17 protein-coding genes and 1 pseudogene are annotated in these 18,151 nt (G+C 63.4%); 10 read left to right on the forward strand and 8 right to left on the reverse strand.

The window, feature by feature from the left end; genetic code table 11:
- The first annotated feature begins 47 nt into the window (after positions 1-47).
- Positions 48-779 carry a helix-turn-helix domain-containing protein gene (locus IB234_RS08100; RefSeq protein ID WP_192316336.1) on the forward strand — a complete coding sequence of 244 codons (732 nt, stop codon included), beginning with the start codon at positions 48-50 and terminating at the stop codon, positions 777-779.
- Here IB234_RS08100 and IB234_RS08105 read toward each other — a convergent pair whose 3' ends face one another.
- From IB234_RS08105 to dapC, 6 genes are all read right to left on the reverse strand, one after another.
- Positions 780-1,187, reverse strand: coding sequence for a SufE family protein (locus tag IB234_RS08105; protein ID WP_192316338.1), 408 nt, complete (start codon positions 1,185-1,187; stop codon positions 780-782). It lies immediately after the preceding gene.
- On the reverse strand, positions 1,184-2,389 hold the full coding sequence (locus tag IB234_RS08110) for an aminotransferase class V-fold PLP-dependent enzyme (RefSeq protein ID WP_192316341.1): 1,206 nt from the start codon (positions 2,387-2,389) through the stop codon (positions 1,184-1,186). The genes IB234_RS08105 and IB234_RS08110 overlap by 4 nt, the downstream gene beginning before the upstream one ends.
- A 223-nt stretch (positions 2,390-2,612) precedes the next feature.
- Positions 2,613-3,647 (reverse strand): 2,3,4,5-tetrahydropyridine-2,6-dicarboxylate N-succinyltransferase, encoded by a 1,035-nt coding sequence (gene dapD / locus IB234_RS08115; protein WP_192316343.1) that lies wholly within the window; start codon positions 3,645-3,647, stop codon positions 2,613-2,615.
- A gap of 194 nt (positions 3,648-3,841) precedes the next feature.
- Entirely contained in the window at positions 3,842-4,522 is a 681-nt protein-coding gene (locus tag IB234_RS08120) for a hypothetical protein (protein ID WP_192316345.1), read from the reverse strand.
- 70 nt (positions 4,523-4,592) lie between these two features.
- A complete protein-coding gene (locus IB234_RS08125; RefSeq protein ID WP_192316348.1) occupies positions 4,593-4,964 on the reverse strand; it encodes an ArsC family reductase in 372 nt (123 codons plus the stop codon).
- Between the two features lie 158 nt (positions 4,965-5,122).
- Positions 5,123-6,316, reverse strand: a complete 1,194-nt coding sequence (gene dapC / locus IB234_RS08130; RefSeq protein ID WP_192316350.1) for a succinyldiaminopimelate transaminase — start codon at positions 6,314-6,316, stop codon at positions 5,123-5,125.
- Positions 6,317-6,515: 199 nt separating this feature from the next.
- Here dapC and IB234_RS24360 point away from each other — a divergent pair.
- Together IB234_RS24360 and IB234_RS24365 are read left to right on the forward strand one after the other, a co-directional pair.
- Positions 6,516-7,523: pseudogene (locus tag IB234_RS24360) on the forward strand (cache domain-containing protein); the annotation flags it as partial.
- A 90-nt stretch (positions 7,524-7,613) separates the two neighbouring features.
- The gene (locus tag IB234_RS24365; RefSeq protein ID WP_412547912.1) at positions 7,614-8,378 is read left to right on the forward strand and encodes a methyl-accepting chemotaxis protein; all 765 of its coding nucleotides are present in this window, start codon (positions 7,614-7,616) and stop codon (positions 8,376-8,378) included.
- Between the two features lie 33 nt (positions 8,379-8,411).
- On the opposite strand, the gene IB234_RS08140 is transcribed toward IB234_RS24365, so the two are convergent.
- Together IB234_RS08140 and map are read right to left on the reverse strand one after the other, a co-directional pair.
- A complete protein-coding gene (locus IB234_RS08140) occupies positions 8,412-11,114 on the reverse strand; it encodes a [protein-PII] uridylyltransferase (protein ID WP_192316355.1) in 2,703 nt (900 codons plus the stop codon).
- Between the two features lie 31 nt (positions 11,115-11,145).
- Positions 11,146-11,946, reverse strand: coding sequence for a type I methionyl aminopeptidase (map, locus tag IB234_RS08145; RefSeq protein WP_192316357.1), 801 nt, complete (start codon positions 11,944-11,946; stop codon positions 11,146-11,148).
- A gap of 263 nt (positions 11,947-12,209) precedes the next feature.
- On the opposite strand from map, the gene rpsB reads away from it, so the two are divergent.
- The 7 genes from rpsB to ispC all read left to right on the forward strand — a co-directional run bounded on the left by rpsB (position 12,210) and on the right by ispC (position 18,146).
- A complete protein-coding gene (rpsB, locus tag IB234_RS08150; protein WP_192316359.1) occupies positions 12,210-12,950 on the forward strand; it encodes a 30S ribosomal protein S2 in 741 nt (246 codons plus the stop codon).
- 123 nt (positions 12,951-13,073) lie between these two features.
- Positions 13,074-13,937, forward strand: coding sequence for a translation elongation factor Ts (tsf, locus tag IB234_RS08155; RefSeq protein WP_043306948.1), 864 nt, complete (start codon positions 13,074-13,076; stop codon positions 13,935-13,937).
- Between the two features lie 152 nt (positions 13,938-14,089).
- Positions 14,090-14,833, forward strand: coding sequence for a UMP kinase (pyrH, locus tag IB234_RS08160; RefSeq protein WP_043306947.1), 744 nt, complete (start codon positions 14,090-14,092; stop codon positions 14,831-14,833).
- The gene (gene frr, locus IB234_RS08165) at positions 14,830-15,387 is read left to right on the forward strand and encodes a ribosome recycling factor (RefSeq protein WP_192316361.1); all 558 of its coding nucleotides are present in this window, start codon (positions 14,830-14,832) and stop codon (positions 15,385-15,387) included. The genes pyrH and frr overlap by 4 nt, the downstream gene beginning before the upstream one ends.
- Before the next feature lies 1 nt (position 15,388).
- Positions 15,389-16,150 (forward strand): polyprenyl diphosphate synthase, encoded by a 762-nt coding sequence (gene uppS, locus IB234_RS08170; protein WP_192316363.1) that lies wholly within the window; start codon positions 15,389-15,391, stop codon positions 16,148-16,150.
- The gene (locus IB234_RS08175) at positions 16,144-16,959 is read left to right on the forward strand and encodes a phosphatidate cytidylyltransferase (protein ID WP_192316366.1); all 816 of its coding nucleotides are present in this window, start codon (positions 16,144-16,146) and stop codon (positions 16,957-16,959) included. The genes uppS and IB234_RS08175 overlap by 7 nt, the downstream gene beginning before the upstream one ends.
- Positions 16,956-18,146: a 1-deoxy-D-xylulose-5-phosphate reductoisomerase gene (ispC, locus tag IB234_RS08180; protein ID WP_192316368.1), complete on the forward strand. Its 1,191-nt coding sequence runs from the start codon at positions 16,956-16,958 to the stop codon at positions 18,144-18,146. The genes IB234_RS08175 and ispC overlap by 4 nt, the downstream gene beginning before the upstream one ends.
- The last annotated feature ends 5 nt before the right edge of the window (positions 18,147-18,151 follow it).

The following is an 18,151-nucleotide window of genomic DNA, read 5'->3' on the forward strand; positions in this document are numbered from 1 at the left end:
TGCTGAGTGGCGTATAAATGGCCATCTGGTTCACTTTGGCGATACTTATGGGCGCAACAACCGATCTGATCGACATCATCAAGCGCGAGCTGAAGGCGCAGCAGCTCACCTATGCCGACCTGGCTCGCGAGTTGGGCATGTCCGAGTCCAACGTCAAGCGCATGCTAGCCAAGGCGGATATGCCGCTTTCGCGAGTGGATGCGATCTGCCGGGTGTTGCAGCTGGAGTTCGCCGACCTGGCACGCCGGGTGGCGGACGCCCAGCCGTTGCTGGCTACCCTGAGCCTGGAACAGGAGCAGGCCGTGGTGGGCGACGAGAAACTGCTACTGGTGGCCATCTGCGTGCTCAGCCAGTGGACCTTCGAACAGATCGTGGCGGCCTATCGCCTGAGCGATGCCGAGGCAGTGCGCGCGCTGATCCGCCTGGACCGGCTCGGGGTGATCGAGCTGAAACCACTCAATCGTTACCGCCTTAAATTGGCGAAGACTTTCCGCTGGCAGCCGGACGGGCCGGTAATGCGCTACTTCCGCAAGCAGGCGCTGCAGGACTACTACGCGGGTGACTTCGCCGGTAGCGACGAGGGCCTGCTGCTGGTGCATGGGCGCATCAGCCGGGCGCTCGCCCCTTCCTTCGTCGAGCGCCTGCAGCGGGTGGCGCAGGAGTTCGCCCAGCAGCACCTGGCCGACCAGAAGCTGGCCGAGATCGAGCGTGAGGGTTACACGCTGGTGTTGGCGATGCGCCGCTGGGAGTTCGCCCTGTTCGAGGCGATGCGTCGCTGATCAGCTAGCCGCCAGCTCGCGCATGCGTTGCAACACGGCGTTCAGGCCGTTACTGCGTGAAGGGGAGAGCTGGCGAGCCAGGCCCAACTGGCTGAACCAGTCGGCCAGGTCCAGTTGTTGCAGTTGCTCGTTGTCCTGGCCCTCGACCCTGGCCAGTAGCACGGCCAGCAGGCCACGGATCAGGCGGGCGTCGCTGGCGGCGCGGAACTGCCAGGCATCGCCATTGCGGGTGCCGACCAGCCAGACCTGGCTCTCGCAGCCGCTGACCCGGTTGGCTTCGCTGCGTTCGTTCTCGCTCAACGGTTGCAGGCGCTCGCCCCATTGCATCAGCAGGCGCGCGCGCTGTTCCCAGCCGGGGCAGGCGGTGAAGGCGTCCAGGGCTTCCTGGGCGGCGGCTGGCAGGTTCATCGCAGCAGCTCCAGAGCCTTGTCCAAGGCAGCGAAGAAGCGCTCCAGGTCGGCGCCGTCGTTGTACAGACCGAGGGAGACGCGGATCGCACCGTGCAGGCCCAACTGCTTGAGAAGCGGCATGGCGCAGTGATGGCCGGTACGTACGGCGATGCCTTGGTCGGTCAGCAGGTGGGCCAGGTCGGCGCTGTGCACGCCGTCCACGGTGAAGCTGGCCAGGGCCAGCTGCGGCTCGCCGAGCAGGCGCACGCCGTCGCGCACGGCCAGGCCGGCGAGCAGCTTGGCGTGCAGCGTGGCCTCGTGGCCGGCCACGGCGGCGGCGTCCAGGCCGTTCAGGTAGTCCAGCGTCGCGCCCAGGGCGATGACACCGGAGATCGGCGGCGTGCCGGCCTCGAAGCCCAACGGGGCAGGGCGGAAGCGCGATTCCCGGTAGTCGGCCTGCAGCACCATCTCGCCGCCGAACTGCCAGTGGCGCAGCTGCTCAAGGGCCTCGTGTCGTCCATGCAGCAGGCCGACGCTATCCGGGCCGTACAGCTTATGGCTGGAGCAGACATAGAAGTCGCAGCCCAGTGCCTGGATATCGTGCCGACCGTGGACAGCACCCTGGGCGCCATCGATCACGGTCAACGCGCCCTGGGGGCGGGCCAGGGCGATCAGCTCATACACCGGCTGCCAGCGGCCCAGCACGTTGGACAGCTGCGACACTGCCAGCAGGCGGGTGCGTGGGCCGATCAGCGTGGCCGCCTGTTGCAGGTCGACGCTGCCACTGGCGTCCAGCGGCAGGACCACCAGCTCCAGGCCGCGGCGCAGCGCCAACTGCTGCCAGGGCAGCAGGTTGGCGTGGTGCTCCAGGGCGCTGATGACTATTTGCTCGCCGGGCTGGAACAGATGCTCAAGGCCGTAGGCCAGCAGATTGAGGGATTCCGTGGTGCCGCGGGTAAAGACGATCTCCTCGTGGCTGGCGGCGTTCAGCCAGCGCGCGGCCTTCTCACGGGTGGCCTCGAAGGCGCGGGTGGCGCGCTCGCCGGGCAGGTGCTGGGCACGGTGCACGTTGGCGGCGCCGCTGGTCAGGTAGCCGAACAGGCTGTCCAGCATGGCCTTGGGTTTCTGCGCGGTGGCGGCGCTGTCCAGGTAGGTCTGGCCTTCAGCATCGAGGGCCAGGATGCCGGGGAAGTCGGCACGCCAGGGGGAGGTGAGGGACATGGGGCTCGGCAGGGCTGGGAGATGTGCTGAGTATAAATAGACAGGCCGGGCATGGGCCCGGCCTGTTCGCCATCATGCGGCCGAAAATCGGAGCTTAAGCGTTGCGAGCGACGGTCAGGCAAGGCGAAATCAGGCGAGGGCGCGGAGTTTACGGTGTGTAAATGAGCAGCCCGAGCCTGATTTCAACGCCGCATGGCCTAGCGCAGCAGCTTCAGACCGATTTTCAGTTGTGCGCGTGCAGAGCTTCGTTGAGCTCGATCGCGGTCTTGTTGGTCTTGCACTCCACCGCGCCGGTCTGCGAGTTGCGGCGGAACAGCAGGTCCGGTTGGCCGGCCAGGTCGCGGGCCTTGAGCACCTTGACCAGGTTGTTCTGATCGTCGAGCAGGGACACCTTGGTACCGGCGGTGATGTACAGGCCTGACTCCACAGTGTTGCGGTCGCCCAGAGGGATGCCGATACCGGCGTTGGCGCCGATCAGGCAGCCTTCGCCGACACTGATGACGATGTTGCCGCCGCCGGACAGGGTGCCCATGGTCGAGCAGCCGCCGCCCAGATCGGAGCCCTTTCCGACGAACACACCAGCGGAAACGCGGCCTTCGATCATGCCCGGGCCGGCGGTGCCGCCGTTGAAGTTGACGAAGCCTTCGTGCATCACGGTGGTGCCTTCACCGATGTAGGCGCCCAGGCGCACGCGGGCGCTGTCGGCGATGCGCACGCCGGCCGGCACCACGTAGTCGGTCATTTTCGGGAACTTGTCCACGGAGAACACTTCCAGCAGCTCACCCTTCAGGCGCGCTTCCAGCTGGCGCTCGGCCAGTTCGCCGAGGTCGACGGCGCCCTGGCTGGTCCAGGCCACGTTCGGCAGCAGTGGGAAGATGCCGGTCAGGTTCTGGTCGTGCGGTTTGGCCAGGCGGTGCGACAGCAGGTGCAACTTGAGGTAAGCCTCGGGGGTGGAAGTCAGCGCAGCGTCTTCTGCCAACAGGGTGACGACCAGCGGACGGTGGCTTTCGGCCAGGCGGGTGAGCAGAGCGGCTTGGGTGGCATCGAGGGTCTTGAGGGCGTTAGCCAACTCGCCGGCCTGATTGGTGGTAATGGCAATAGCCTGGTTGCCGCCACTGTAGCCCAGCTTCTCGGCAACGGCAGCAACCAGCTCGGCGGCCGGGTTCAGCAGCGGTTGCGCATAGAAGACTTCCAGCCAGGCGCCCTGGCGGTTCTGGGTGCCGACGCCGAAGGCCAGGCTGTACAGGGATTGCGACATGCGGGGATTCCTTGTGGCAAGACGATAAAGAGGGGGCGGGGCCGGTCATGTGCCAGCCCGAACCGCAAACCGGATTGTGTGGTGCGCAGTTTACAACTGTCCGCGCGTAATCCCGAGCCCCAATCGCTGCCGGATGTCTCCGTCATGGTCAGTTGCCGTACGCATGTGCAGCGATCGGCAACTGCTAGGGCTCGTCAGGCTGCCTGTGTGAAGCGTACGGACAGATAGTCCAGCGCTTCGCGCTGTGCGTCGTTCAGGTTGCCTTCGCGCTTCACCAGGCGGTTGGCCAGGCGCAATAGGAGCTGGCGGGCGTCGCCGGTCAGACGCTTGCCGAGCCGGCCGACCCAGGCGCGATAGGCCTGGGCACCGGCGCCGCGGATGGGCGTGAGGCGCTCGTCGAGGGCGTGGTCGGTGATACGCTCGTCACCGCTCAGGTGGCGGCATGTTTCGGCCAGGGTCGCGGTGATGTGCTCAACGCTGTGGCCGCCTGACTCCAGCAGGAACAGCAGCACTCGCAGGATGTCGTGCTGTTCGTTCATCAGGCAATCGAGGGTGTAGTCCGGTGTGCCCATGTACAGATCGTGCAGGTGCTCGTAGACATCCTCGACTGGCCGACCGGTGCTCTCGTCAATACAGCTGCGGATGCGGTCGATGCGAAACTCGCGAACCGCGTTGCGTAAGTGGCAGTTGGCCAGGATGGTCGGACCGAAGGTCAGGTTGGCGAACATGCGGGTGTCGATCACCCGTTCGACCACGCTGCCGACCGTGTCTTCATAGCCGATGCGCAGCACGGCGACGGCGGGCATGCCGATCTGCCGCCACACTTCGGGCATGTCGCCGTGACGCGTAGGGTCGTACTGGATGGAGGCGGACATGGGGCTCCCTCTCGCTGGTTGATCGGGAGGGAACACTATCGAGTTGCGTTTGGACCCCTATAGATCGAGATCAATAAATCGTCTCGTGGGGGGGGTACTTGAATGCAGCTGCGTAGAGGTCCGGCTTGAAGCCGACCAGGGTCCTGTCACCCAGGTCCAGCACCGGGCGCTTGATCATCGAGGGTTGGGCCAGCATCAGTTCGATGGCCTTGTCCTGGTTCAGGTCGGCCTTCTGGGCATCCTCCAGCTTGCGGAAGGTGGTGCCAGCACGGTTCAGCACGGTTTCCCAGCCATGTTCGGCGCACCATTTCTGCAGGTTGGCGCGGTCGATGGCGGAGGTTTTGTAGTCGTGGAAGGCGTAGGCGATGCCCTGTTCATCGAGCCAGGTGCGGGCCTTCTTCATAGTGTCGCAGGCCTTGATGCCGTAGAGGGTGTAACTCATTGAAATTCCTGGAGATAGTTGAAGTATTCAGTGGGCGGTGGGAGTGGGTGGAGGTGTTGGCGATCTTTTCACGATCTTTTCACGTCCGCCCCGTCATGGTGAAGCTGTGATGCTCTCCCCTGACCCGGCCTACGCGCCGGGTTTCTTTTGTCCGCTCGTCAGCCCTGAATGAAGTTGCGAATACGTTGTGCGGCTTCGATGCACTCGGCCAGCGGAGCGACCAGAGCCAGGCGTACGCGGCCAGCGCCCGGATTCTCGCCATTCACTTCACGCGACAGGTACGAGCCCGGCACCACGGTGACGTGCTCGCGGGCGAACAGCTCGCGGGTGAAGGCGGTGTCGTCGCCCGGCGTCTTGGCCCAGAGGTAGAAGCTGCCGTCCGGGCGCTGCACGTCCAGCACCGGCTGCAGGATATCCAGCACGGCGTCGTACTTGGCACGGTACTGGTCGCGGTTGGCGCGTACGTGGGCCTCGTCCTGCCAGGCGGCGACGCTGGCCAGCTGGGTTTGCACCGGCATGGCGCAGCCGTGGTAGGTGCGATAGAGCAGGAAGGCCTTGAGGATATCGGCGTCGCCGGCGACGAAGCCGGAGCGCAGGCCCGGCAGGTTGGAACGCTTGGACAGGCTGTGGAACACCACGCAGCGTTTGAAGTCGCTACGGCCCAGCTCGGCGCAGGCGGTCAGCAGGCCCGGTGGCGGATTCTCTTCATCGAAGTACAGCTCGCTGTAGCACTCGTCGGCAGCGATCACGAAGTCGTGCTCATCGGCCAGGGCGATCAGCTTCTTCAACTGCTCCATCGGCACCAGCGCGCCGGTGGGGTTGCCTGGCGAGCAGAGGAAGAGGATCTGGCAGCGCTGCCAGACGTCGGCCGGCACGGCGTCGAAGTCCGGGTTGAGGCCGTTTTCTTCCAGGCATGGCAGGTAGTGCGGCTCGGCGCCGGCCAGCAGGGCCGCGCCCTCGTAGATCTGATAGAACGGATTGGGGCTGACCACCAGGCCCTTGGCTTCGCGGTTCACTACCGTCTGGGTGAAGGCGAACAGCGCCTCGCGGGTGCCGTTGACCGGCAGCACGTGGCGGGCGGCGTCCAGCCAGCCGGTCGGCACGCCGAAGCGGCGTTCGCACCAGGCGGCGATGGCCTCGCGCAGGGCCGGGATGCCCAGTGTGGTGGGGTAGACAGCCAGCTGGTCGAGATTGTCCGCCAAGGCCTTGGCCACGAAGTCCGGTGACTTGTGCTTGGGCTCGCCGATGGACAGGGCAATCGGGCGTCTGTCCGTGGGCGGGGTGGCGCCGGCGAGCAGGGCGCGCAGTTTCTCGAAGGGGTAGGGCTGCAGCTGGTTCAGGGCGTGGTTCATGGATGTTCGTAACAGCATGGCAATTGAGGGGGGCGACACTAGCATGGATGAAGGGGGCGGAAAAATTCCAAGAGTCCTTCGATGAGAGCCGCTCCGCTCTCAAGTCCGTGACCGGCGGGTCGATAAGCTCGTCGAGTTCACCTTCCTGCCTAATTGCATGAGAGTTCCGATGAGCACCTTGAAATTCAGTCATAAGATCATGCTGGCGGCAGCATTGGTGGTGGTGGCTGCCTTTGCGTCCTTCGCGCTGTACAACGACTACCTGCAGCGCCATGCCATCCAGAACAATCTGACCAATTACCTGCGCGACATGGGCGGTGTTTCGGCCGGCAATATCCAGCACTGGTTGGGGGGGCGCATCCAACTTCTCGAGAACCTCGCCGAATCGGTGCAGGACAGCGAGGAGCCAGAGGCCCTGAAGAGAGTGCTGCAGCACCGCAGCATCGCCTCGTCCTTCCTCTATGCCTACTTCGGTCAGGCCGACGGCACCTATACCCAGTTTCCAGGCAGCGAACTGCCGGCCGGCTATGATCCGCGCCAACGGCCTTGGTACAAGGTCGCCCAGGGCAGCAGCGGTGCGGGGTTGACTGACCCCTATCAGGCGGCCGATCCGCGCGACGGCTTGCTGATCACGGTGACCTATCCGGTCAAGCGCAACGGTGCGTTGCAGGGCGTGGTCGGCGGCGACCTGAAGCTTGAGACCGTGGATCGGATCCTCAATGCCATCGATCTTGGCGGCCTGGGCTATGCCTTCCTGGTCGACCAGAAAGGCACGGTGCTCGTTCATTCCGATCGGCAGCAGGTGCTCAAGCCGCTGGCTGAGCTGTACCCCGAGGGGGCTCCCTCGCTCGATGGCGATCTACAGGAGGTCGTTGCGGCTGATGGTAGCGCCCGCATCGTTACCTTTGTTCCGGTGCGCGAGCTTCCGGGGGTCACCTGGTACGTTGGTCTTTCGGTGGACCGCGACAAGGCTTATGCCGCATTGCGGGAATTCCGGATCTCGGCACTGATGGTCACGGTAGGCGGAGTCGTGGCGATCCTGGTGCTGCTTGGCCTGCTGATCCGTATGCTGCTGGAGCCGCTCCATCTGATGACTCGTGCGATGGGGGATATCGCCGAGGGCGAGGGCGACCTGACACGCCGCCTCAAGATCGACAGCCAGGACGAGTTCGGTGTGCTGGCAGGGGCCTTCAATCGCTTCGTGGAGCGAATCCACGAGTCCATTCGTGAGGTCTCGTCCGCGACCTCCGAGGTGCATCGGCGGGTCCGCACGGTAGTGGATGCCTCCAATGCCTCGATGAAGAATTCGAGCGAGCAGGCCAGTCGCACCGATAGCGTGGCCGCGGCCATCAACGAACTCGGCGCCGCCGCCCAGGAAATCGCGCGCAATGCCGCCGACGCGTCAGTGCAGGCGAGCGATGCCAGGCAGGGGGCGGAAGATAGCCAGCAGATGGTCGAGCGGACGCTGGGGGCGATGAGCGACCTGTCGTCCAAGATCGAGGTGGCGGGGCAGCACATCGAGGCCCTGAGTCAGAAGAGCGACGACATCGGCCAGATACTGGATGTGATCAAGGGAATCTCCGAGCAGACCAACCTGCTGGCGCTCAACGCCGCCATCGAGGCGGCGCGTGCGGGTGAGGCCGGTCGGGGCTTCGCGGTGGTGGCGGACGAGGTGCGCAACCTGGCTCAGCGGACCCAGAGCTCGGCGCAGGAAATCCAGCAGATGATCGAACAGCTGCAGTCGGGTGCGCGCGAGGCGGTGAACACCATGCAGGAAAGCAGGAGGTTCAGCGACGACAGCGTGCGTATCGGTCGCCAGGCGGGTGAGAACCTGCAGACGGTCACTCGTCGAATCGGTGACATCGATGGCATGAACCAGTCGGTGGCCACTGCTACCGAGGAGCAGACCTCGGTGGTCGAGAACCTGAACATGGACATCACCGAGATCAATGTGCTGAACCAGGACGGTGTGCGTAACCTGGAGGCGAGCCTGCAGGCCTGTACCGAGCTGGAGCAGCAGGCCGGCCGGCTCAAGCAGTTGGTGGACAGCTTCCGGACCTGAGTTTCGCAGGGGCTATGTTAGGCCCCTTCCTGGCTAGATGCTGATCTGCAACGGGATGCTGTCACCGGCTCCGGTCGGTGATAGCTGGGTGGCAATGGCTTCCTGAAGCTGCGCACACAGCTCGGGATCCGAGAGCGGCTGGTTGTTAGCGTCGGTGACGAAGAATACGTCCTCCACGCGCTCGCCCAGGGTGGCGATCTTGGCGTTCTGTAGCGAGAGGTCGAAGTCCAGGAATATCTTGCCGATCCGTGCCAGGAGGCCTGGGCGGTCCGGCGCGGTGATTTCCAGCACGGTGACCGGGCGCTGGGCATCATTGTGTATGGTGACCTGCGGAGCGAAGGCAAAGTGCTTGAGCTGGCGTGGCACCCGGCGCTGGATGATGGCCGGGTACTCGTCCGGATTACGCAGGGTCTCCACCAGACCGTCACGAATCTGCTTGATGCGCGCCGGGTTGTCACCGATGCGGCCGCCGTCGGCATCCAGGACGATGTAGGTGTCCAGAGTGAACTGGCTGGTGGAGGTGATCACGCGGGCGTCATGGATGTTCAGGTTGAGCTGGTCCATGGCCGCCACGGTCACGGCGAAGAAGTCGTGCTGATCCGGGGCGTAGATGAATATCTGGGTGGCGCCCTCGAACTCGCGCTGGGCGGTCTCCTTAATCAGCACCAGCGGGTCTTTGCCGGCTGGGTGCTGGAGGATGGCCTCGGTGTGCCAGGCCACGTCGGCAGCGGTATGGCGCAGGAAGTAGTCGTCGCCGAGCTGACTCCACAGCTGCTCGGCGTCGTCCTGGTCGATGCCGCCGCGCACCAGGATGTCGATGGCCGCAGTCTGGGTCTGGCGGATCTGCTCCTCGCGGTCTAGCGGGTTCTCCAGGCCGCGGCGCAGGGCGCGTTTGGTCTCGGTATACAGCTGGCGCAGCAGACTGGCGCGCCATGAGTTCCATAGGCTGGGGTTGGTGGCGTTGATATCGGCCACGGTCAGCACGTAGAGGTAGTCGAGGCGAGTCTGGTCGCCGACCAGTTGGGCGAAATCGAAGATCACCTGCGGGTCGGACAGGTCCTTGCGCTGGGCCGTGGTCGACATCACTAGGTGGTTCTGCACCAGCCAGACGATCAGGCGGCTATCCCACAGCGGCAGTTGGTGGCGCGCGCAGAAGGCTTCGGCATCTACTGCGCCGAGCTCGGAGTGATCGCCGCCACGGCCCTTGCCGATGTCGTGGTAGAGGCCGGCGAGGTAGATCAGTTCGGGCTTGGGCAGCTTGTCGATGACCTTGCTGGCCAGCGGGAACTTCTCCGCCAGCTCCGGCCACTTCAGCTTGCGAAGGTGCTTGATCAGGTTGAGGGTGTGCGCATCCACCGTATAGATGTGGAACAGGTCGTGCTGCATCTGCCCGACTATGTGGCCGAACTCCGGCAGGTAGCGGCCAAGGATGCCATAGCGGTTCATCCGTCGCAGGTTGCGGTGGATGCCCTGGGGTGACTTGAACAGCTCGATGAACAGGCTGGTGTTGCGGATGTCGCGACGGAACTCGTCATCGATCAAGTGGCGGCTGTCGCGCAGCAGACGAATGGTGTCGGCGCGCACGCCCTTGAGCTCGGGATGCTGGGCCAGCAGCACGAAGACTTCGAGGATGGCGAAGGGGGTGCGCCTGAAGACGTTGGGGTGAGCGACCTCGATGTAGCCGTCGCGCACCTGGAAACGACTGTTCAGCGGCTGGGTCTGGCCGCTTTCACCTTCGCGCAGCAGCACGTCCTCGAAGTGCTGGTTGATCAGGTCGCTCAGCTCGGCGACACCCATCACCACTCGGTAGTACTTCTGCATGAAGCGTTCGATGGCCAGCTTGCCGCTGCCATCCTCGAAGCCGAGCAGGGCGGCGATCTTGCGCTGATGATCGAACAGCAGGCGGTCTTCGGCGCGGCCGGCGAGCATGTGCAGGGCGTAGCGCACCCTCCACAGGAACTCCTGGGCTGCGGCCAGCATGCTGTACTCGCTGTCGACCAGGAAGCCCTGCTGCACCAGGGAGTGCAGGTTGAGGCTGCCGAACTGGCGGCGGGCGACCCAGAGGATGGTCTGGATGTCGCGCAGGCCGCCGGGAGAGCCCTTCACATTGGGCTCCAGATTGTATTCGGTGTCGTTGTACTTGGCGTGGCGCGCCTTGGCTTCCTTGCGCTTGGCCAGGAAGAAGTGCTTGCTCGGCCACATCTGCGAGGTGCTGGTGACTTCCTGCATGCGCTGGCGCAGGTGCTCGGGGCCGGCAATGGTGCGGCTTTCCATCAGGTTGGTGACCACCGTCAGGTCGGCACGGGCCTCTTCGGCGCATTCGGAGACTGAGCGCACGCTCTGACCGACTTCCAGGCCGATGTCCCAGAGCAGTGTGAGGAAGCCCTCGATGGCGTCGCGGAAGACCTCGTGGTCGGCGCTGTCGAGCAGGATCAGCAGGTCGATGTCGGAGTAAGGGTGCAGCTCGCCGCGGCCGTAGCCGCCGACAGCCAGCAGGGCGATGTCGGCATCTTCGCTCCAGGCGAAGCGTTTCCAGGCCTCTAGCAGTATCTGGTCGACGAACCAGGCGCGGTCCTCGACCAGGCGGCGGATGTCGCGGCCCTCGCGGAAACGTGTGTCGAGCACTTCGCGCGCATGCTTGATAGCCTTCTTGAAGGCCGCGATGGGGCTGGACTTGAGCGCCAGTTCCGCTTGGAACTGGCCGCGATCAAACAACTCCGGGTCCATCTGCGGCATGCGTGCCTACCTTCTATCTATATGTGTGGGCTCAGGCCGAGGTACGCGGCAAGGTGTCGTCGCTGCGCAGAGTGAGGATTTCGTAGCCGTCGGCCGTGACCAGCACGGTGTGCTCCCACTGTGCGGAGAGCTTGCGATCCTTGGTGATGGCGGTCCAGCCATCGCCAAGCAGGCGGGTTTCCGGGCGGCCCTGGTTGATCATCGGCTCGATGGTGAAGGTCATGCCTTCCTTGAGCTCGACGCCAGTGCCGGCACGGCCGTAGTGCAGGACCTGCGGCTCCTCATGGAATACAGCGCCGATACCGTGGCCGCAGTATTCGCGTACCACGGAGAAGCCCTGCTTCTCGGCGTGCTTCTGGATTACCTCGCCGATATCGCCCAGGCGTGCGCCCGGCTTGACCAGCTGGATGCCCTTGTACATGCATTCCTGGGTGACCTGCGCCAGGCGCTGTGCCCACTCGGGCACCTTGCCGACCATGAACATCTTGCTGGTGTCGCCGTGGTAGCCGTCTTTGATCACGGTGACGTCGATGTTCAGCACATCGCCATCCTTCAGCGGCTTGTCATTGGGGATGCCGTGGCAGACCACGTGGTTGATCGAGGTGCAGACTGACTTGGGGAAGCCGGGACGGCCTGGCGCGGCGCCGTAGTTGAGCGGGGCGGGAATGGCCTTCTGCACATTGACGATGTGGTCGTGGCAGATGCGGTCGATTTCCTCGGTGGTGACGCCCGGCTTGACATGCTCGCCGATCATTTCCAGCACTTCGGCGGCCAGGCGGCCGGCCACGCGCATCTTTTCGATCTCTTCGGGCGTCTTGATGGTCACGGTCATGCGTTATCTCTCGGCGCCGCGCGGCGCTAGGCAAATCAGGGAAGTCAGCGATTCTAACAAATAAAGCCGCCTGGCGGCGGGACGGCGGCAAAGTGGGCTTTGGCTAGCCTGTGTCTGGTTTCTGTGGTATAAAACGCGCCGCTTTACGGGCAGTGGGCCCGCAGAGCTTAACCCGCACACGTATCGACACGATTTCCTGGGTGCCCGCAAGGGTTGGAGATTGGGATGCGTGGAGGCCTAACCCGACTTATCAAGGAACTATCATGTCCCAAGTCAATATGCGCGATATGCTGAAGGCCGGTGTGCACTTCGGCCACCAGACCCGTTACTGGAACCCGAAAATGGGCAAGTTCATTTTCGGCGCGCGCAACAAGATTCACATCATCAACCTTGAAAAAACCCTGCCGATGTTCAATGACGCTCTGTCGTTCGTTGAGAAATTGGCCTCGGGCAAAAACAAGATTCTGTTCGTTGGCACCAAGCGTTCCGCTGGCAAGATCGTCGCTGAAGAAGCAGCACGTTGCGGCTCTCCGTACGTCGATCACCGCTGGCTCGGCGGTATGCTGACCAACTTCAAGACCATTCGCGCTTCGATCAAGCGTCTGCGTGAGCTGGAAACCCAGTCTCAAGACGGTACTTTCGAGAAGCTGACCAAGAAAGAAGCCCTGATGCGCAGCCGCGACCTCGAGAAGCTCGAGCGCAGTCTGGGCGGTATCAAGGATATGGGTGGTCTGCCGGATGCTCTGTTCGTGATCGACGTTGACCACGAGCGCATCGCTATCACCGAAGCCAACAAGCTGGGCATCCCGGTCATCGGCATCGTCGATACCAACAGCAGCCCGGAAGGCGTTGACTACATCATTCCGGGTAACGACGACGCCATTCGTGCCATCCAGCTGTACATGGGTGCCATGGCTGATGCCGTGATCCGTGGTCGTGGCAACTCCGCTGGCGGCACCGACGAGTTCGTCGAAGAAGCTGCCTCCGAGGCCAGCGAAGGCTGATAACGGGATCGACCATCCCGTTGCGCGAGAAGGGGGCTAGGCCCCCTTTTTGCCACTTACGAATTTTGTGCCCGGCGTGGCCGGGTTGAATGGTTGAAACACCACTTCAAGAGGATTAGGAACATGGCAGAAATCACTGCAGCCCTGGTTAAAGAACTGCGCGAGCGTACCGGCCAAGGCATGATGGAGTGCAAGAAGGCTCTGGTTGCCGCTGGTGGCGATATCGAGAAAGCCATCGACGACATGCGCGCTTCCGGTGCCATCAAGGCCGCCAAGAAGGCTGGTAATGTCGCAGCTGAAGGCGCCATCGCCGCTCGGGTCGAAGGTGGCCGTGGCCTGCTGATCGAAGTCAACTCGCAGACCGACTTCCTGGCCCTGCAGGACGACTTCAAGGCCTTCGTTAAAGAAAGCCTGGACGAAGCCTTCACCCAGAAGCTGACCGACGCCGCTCCGCTGATCGCTTCCCGCGAATCCGCTCGTGAGGCCCTGGTTGCCAAGTGCGGCGAGAACGTCAACATCCGTCGTCTGGCTGCCGTTGAAGGTGAAGTCGTAGGTTCCTACCTGCACGGCCACCGCATCGGTGTTCTGGTTGTCCTGAAAGGCGGCAACGAAGAACTGGCCAAGCACGTTGCCATGCACGTTGCTGCTTCCAACCCTGCCGTTCTGAGCCCGTCGGATGTTTCCGAAGAGCTGATCGCCAAGGAAAAGGAAATCTTCCTGCAGCTGAACGCCGAGAAGATCGCCGGCAAGCCGGAGAACATCGTCGAGAATATGGTCAAAGGCCGTATCGCCAAGTTCCTGGCCGAAGCCAGCCTGGTCGAGCAAGCCTTCGTCATGGATCCGGAAGTCAAGGTCGGTGACCTGGTCAAGAAAGCCGGTGCCGAAATCGTTTCCTTCACCCGCTACGAAGTGGGCGAGGGCATCGAGAAGGTCGAGGCTGACTTCGCTGCTGAAGTTGCTGCTCAGGTAGCCGCTGCCAAGCAGTAAGACGGTTTCGCACTGTCGAACAGAAGAGGCTGCCCGCTCACGCGTGCAGCCTCTTTTGCAAAGCGCGGGAGCATCCCGCACGAATTCACCGGGCAGTAGTCTGACTGCCGGGTAAGATAAGTAGCCAAACAACGCCGCAGGAGAGACTCGCAATGGCTCAGCAGGTTAGTGGTCGTCAGCCTCGCTATAAACGCATTCTGCTCAAACTAAGCGGCGAAGCCCTGATGGGCTCGGAAGAGTTCGGTATCGATCCCAAAGTGCTGGATCGCATGGCGTTGGAGGTCGGTCAGCTGGTCGGCATCGGCGTGCAGGTCGGCCTGGTGATCGGCGGCGGCAACCTGTTCCGCGGCGCGGCACTGTCCGCTGCCGGCATGGATCGGGTCACCGGCGACCACATGGGTATGCTGGCTACCGTGATGAATGCCCTGGCCATGCGCGACGCCCTGGAGCGTTCGAACATCCCGGCACTGGTGATGTCCGCCATCTCCATGGTTGGCGTGACCGATCACTACGATCGCCGCAAGGCCATGCGCCACCTGTCCGCTGGCGAGGTGGTGATCTTTGCCGCGGGTACCGGCAACCCGTTCTTCACCACCGATTCGGCGGCCTGCCTGCGCGCCATCGAGATCGATGCCGACCTGGTGCTGAAAGCCACCAAGGTCGATGGCGTGTACACTGCCGATCCTTTCAAAGACCCCAATGCGGAGAAGTTCGAGCGCCTGACCTATGACGAGGTGCTCGACCGCAAGCTGGGCGTGATGGACCTGACGGCCATCTGCCTGGTGCGCGATCACAAGATGCCGCTGCGGGTCTTCAACATGAACAAGCCGGGCGCCCTGCTGAATATCGTGGTGGGCGGCGGCGAAGGAACCCTGATCGAGGAGGATGCACAATGATCAACGAGATCAAGAAAGACGCCCAGGAGCGCATGAGCAAGTCGCTGGAGTCTCTGGGGCGCAACCTGGCCTCCATTCGTACCGGTCGCGCACATCCGAGCATTCTGGATAGCGTCAAGGTCCCGGCCTATGGTAGCGACATGCCGCTGAACCAGGTCGCTGCGATCACCGTGGAAGATGCGCGCACGCTGAAGATCGTCGCTCACGACAAGACCCTCAGTGCCGCGATCGAGAAGGCCATCATGACCTCCGACCTGGGGCTGAACCCGAGCAGCGCCGGTGCCACTATCCGCGTACCGATGCCGGCCCTGACCGAAGAGACCCGCAAGGGCTACACCAAGCAGGCGCGTGGCGTTGCCGAAGATGCCAAGGTGGCCGTGCGCAACGTACGCCGCGATGCCCTGGCCGAGCTGAAGAAGTTGTCCAAGGACAAGGACATCAGCGAAGACGAAGAGCGTCGTGCTGCCGATGACGTGCAGAAGCTCACCGACAAGTTCATCGCCGAGGTCGACAAGGCCCTGGAAGTCAAAGAAGCCGACCTGATGGCGGTGTGATGTGAGCAAGGCCAAGCAGGAAGCACCGGCAGCGATACCTCGCCATGTTGCCATCATCATGGATGGCAACAATCGCTGGGCGAAGAAACGCCTGTTGCCTGGAGTTGCCGGGCACAAGGCGGGCGTCGATGCGGTGCGTGCGGTCATCGAGGTGTGCGCCGAGGCCGGCGTCGAGGTGCTGACGCTATTTGCCTTCTCCAGCGAGAACTGGCAGCGCCCGGCGGAAGAGGTCGGTGCGTTGATGGAATTGTTCCTCGGTGCGCTGCGCCGTGAGGCCCGCAAGCTCAAGGCCAATGCCATCAGTCTGCGCATCATCGGCGACCGTTCGCGCTTCCATCCGGAGTTGCAGGCTGCCATGCGTGAAGCGGAGCTGCTGACCGCCGGTGATAGCCGATTCGTGCTGCAGATCGCCGCGAATTACGGTGGTCAGTGGGACATCGCACAGGCCGCTCAGCGCCTGGCGCGCGAGGTGCAGGCAGGGCATCTGCAGATCGAGGACATCACGCCAGGGCTGTTGCAGAGCTGTCTGGCTACTGGCGATCTGCCGCTGCCGGACCTGTGCATCCGCACTGGCGGTGAGCATCGCATCAGCAATTTCCTGTTGTGGCAGCTGGCCTATTCCGAGCTGTATTTCTCGGATCTGTTCTGGCCGGACTTCAAGCACGAGGCCATGCGTAGCGCGCTGGTCGACTACGCCAACCGCCAGCGTCGCTTCGGCAAGACCAGCGAACAGGTTGAGGCAGAGGCCCGTAGCAAATGCTGAAGCAACGCATCATCACCGCCCTGATCCTGTTGCCCATCGCTCTGGCGGGTTTCTTCCTGCTGGATGGCTGGGCTTTCGCCCTGTTCATCGGCTTCGTCGTCACGCTGGGTGCCTGGGAGTGGGCTCGGCTGGCAGGGTTGGAGGCGCAGCCGCTGCGGGTGGCCTACGCGGCCATTGTTGCGTTGTTGCTGGTGGGGGCATGGTCGATGCCGGTAGTTGCACCCTGGTTGTTGGGTGCGGCGGTGTTGTGGTGGATGGCTGCGACCGTGCTGGTATTGAACTATCCGGACAGCAGTCGCTATTGGGGCGGGCTGCCGGGCAAGCTCCTGATAGGGCTCCTGATCCTGATTCCGGCCTGGCAGGGGCTGGTGCTGCTCAAGCAGTGGCCGCAGGCCAATGGCTTGATCATTGCTGTGATGGTGTTGGTCTGGGGGGCCGATATCGGTGCCTACTTCGCCGGAAAGGCCTTTGGCAAGCGCAAGCTGGCGCCGCTTGTCAGTCCTGGCAAGAGTTGGGAAGGTTTCTATGGCGGGTTGGCTGCCAGTTTGGCGATCGCTCTGGTGGTCGGCCTGCAGCAGGGGTGGCAATGGGGTAGTTTGCTGCTGGCGCTGGCGGGTGCTGCGCTGGTGGTAGCGGTTTCGGTGATTGGTGACCTGACCGAAAGCATGTTCAAGCGCCAGTCCGGCATCAAGGACAGCAGCAATCTGCTGCCTGGCCATGGCGGCGTGCTGGATCGTATCGACAGCCTGACCGCGGCAGTACCGGTGTTTGCCGTGCTGCTCTGGTTGGCTGGATGGGGCGTGCAGTGATCCAGTCGCAACGTATTGTCGTTCTGGGGGCAACTGGGTCGATCGGGCTCAGCACATTGGATGTGATCTCGCGCCACCCGCAACGCTACCAGGCGTTTGCATTGACGGGCTTTTCCCGTCTCGCTGAACTCGAACAGCTTTGCATAAGGCATCGTCCTCAGTTTGCCGTGACGGCGGATGAGGGCAGTGCGCGTGTGCTGCAGGATGCCTTGCGGGTCGCGGGTCTGACCACGCGGGTGCTGGCGGGGGAGGGGGGGCTGTGCGAGGTGGCTGCTCACCCGGAGGCGGATACGGTGATGGCCGCCATCGTCGGTGCGGCTGGACTCAAGCCGACGCTGGCCGCCGTATGTGCTGGTAAAAAGGTGCTGCTGGCTAACAAGGAGGCGCTGGTGATGTCCGGTGACCTCTTCATGCAGGCGGTGCTTGAGCACGGTGCCACCTTGTTGCCGATCGACAGCGAGCACAACGCGATCTTCCAGTGTCTGCCTGGTGACTATTCGCGTGGCCTGGGGGCTGTGGGTGTACGCCGCATCTTGCTGACCGCCTCTGGCGGACCGTTCCGCGAAACGCCGCTGGTCGAGTTGGAGGCTGTTTCTCCCGAACAGGCATGTGCCCACCCGAACTGGTCCATGGGGCGCAAGATATCGGTGGATTCGGCAAGCATGATGAACAAGGGGCTGGAGCTGATCGAAGCCTGCTGGCTGTTTGATGCGCGGCCGTCCCAGATCGAGGTGGTGATCCACCCGCAGAGCGTCATCCACTCATTGGTCGACTATGTGGATGGTTCTGTGCTGGCACAGCTGGGCAACCCGGACATGCGCACGCCTATCGCTAATGCCCTGGCCTGGCCGGAGCGCATCGATTCAGGGGTGGCGCCGCTGGATCTGTTCGCGGTAGCGCGGCTGGACTTCCAGCGTCCCGATGAGCAGCGTTTCCCGTGTCTGCGCCTGGCGCGCCAGGCCGCCGAGGCTGGTGGTTGTGCTCCGGCAAGGTTGAACGCGGCTAATGAGGTGGCCGTGGCGGCGTTTCTTGATCGGCGCATCCGCTTCCCCGAGATCGCGCGTATTATCGAGGACGTACTGGATCGTGAGGCCTCGGCGACAGTCGAGGGTCTGGATGCCGTGCTGGCAGCTGATGCCAGGGCTCGAGCCCTGGCGGTTGACTGGTTGACTCGCCACGGGCGTTGAGGCTC

This window comes from Pseudomonas sp. PDM16 (genome assembly GCF_014851865.1).
Classification (GTDB): Bacteria; Pseudomonadota; Gammaproteobacteria; order Pseudomonadales; family Pseudomonadaceae; genus Aquipseudomonas.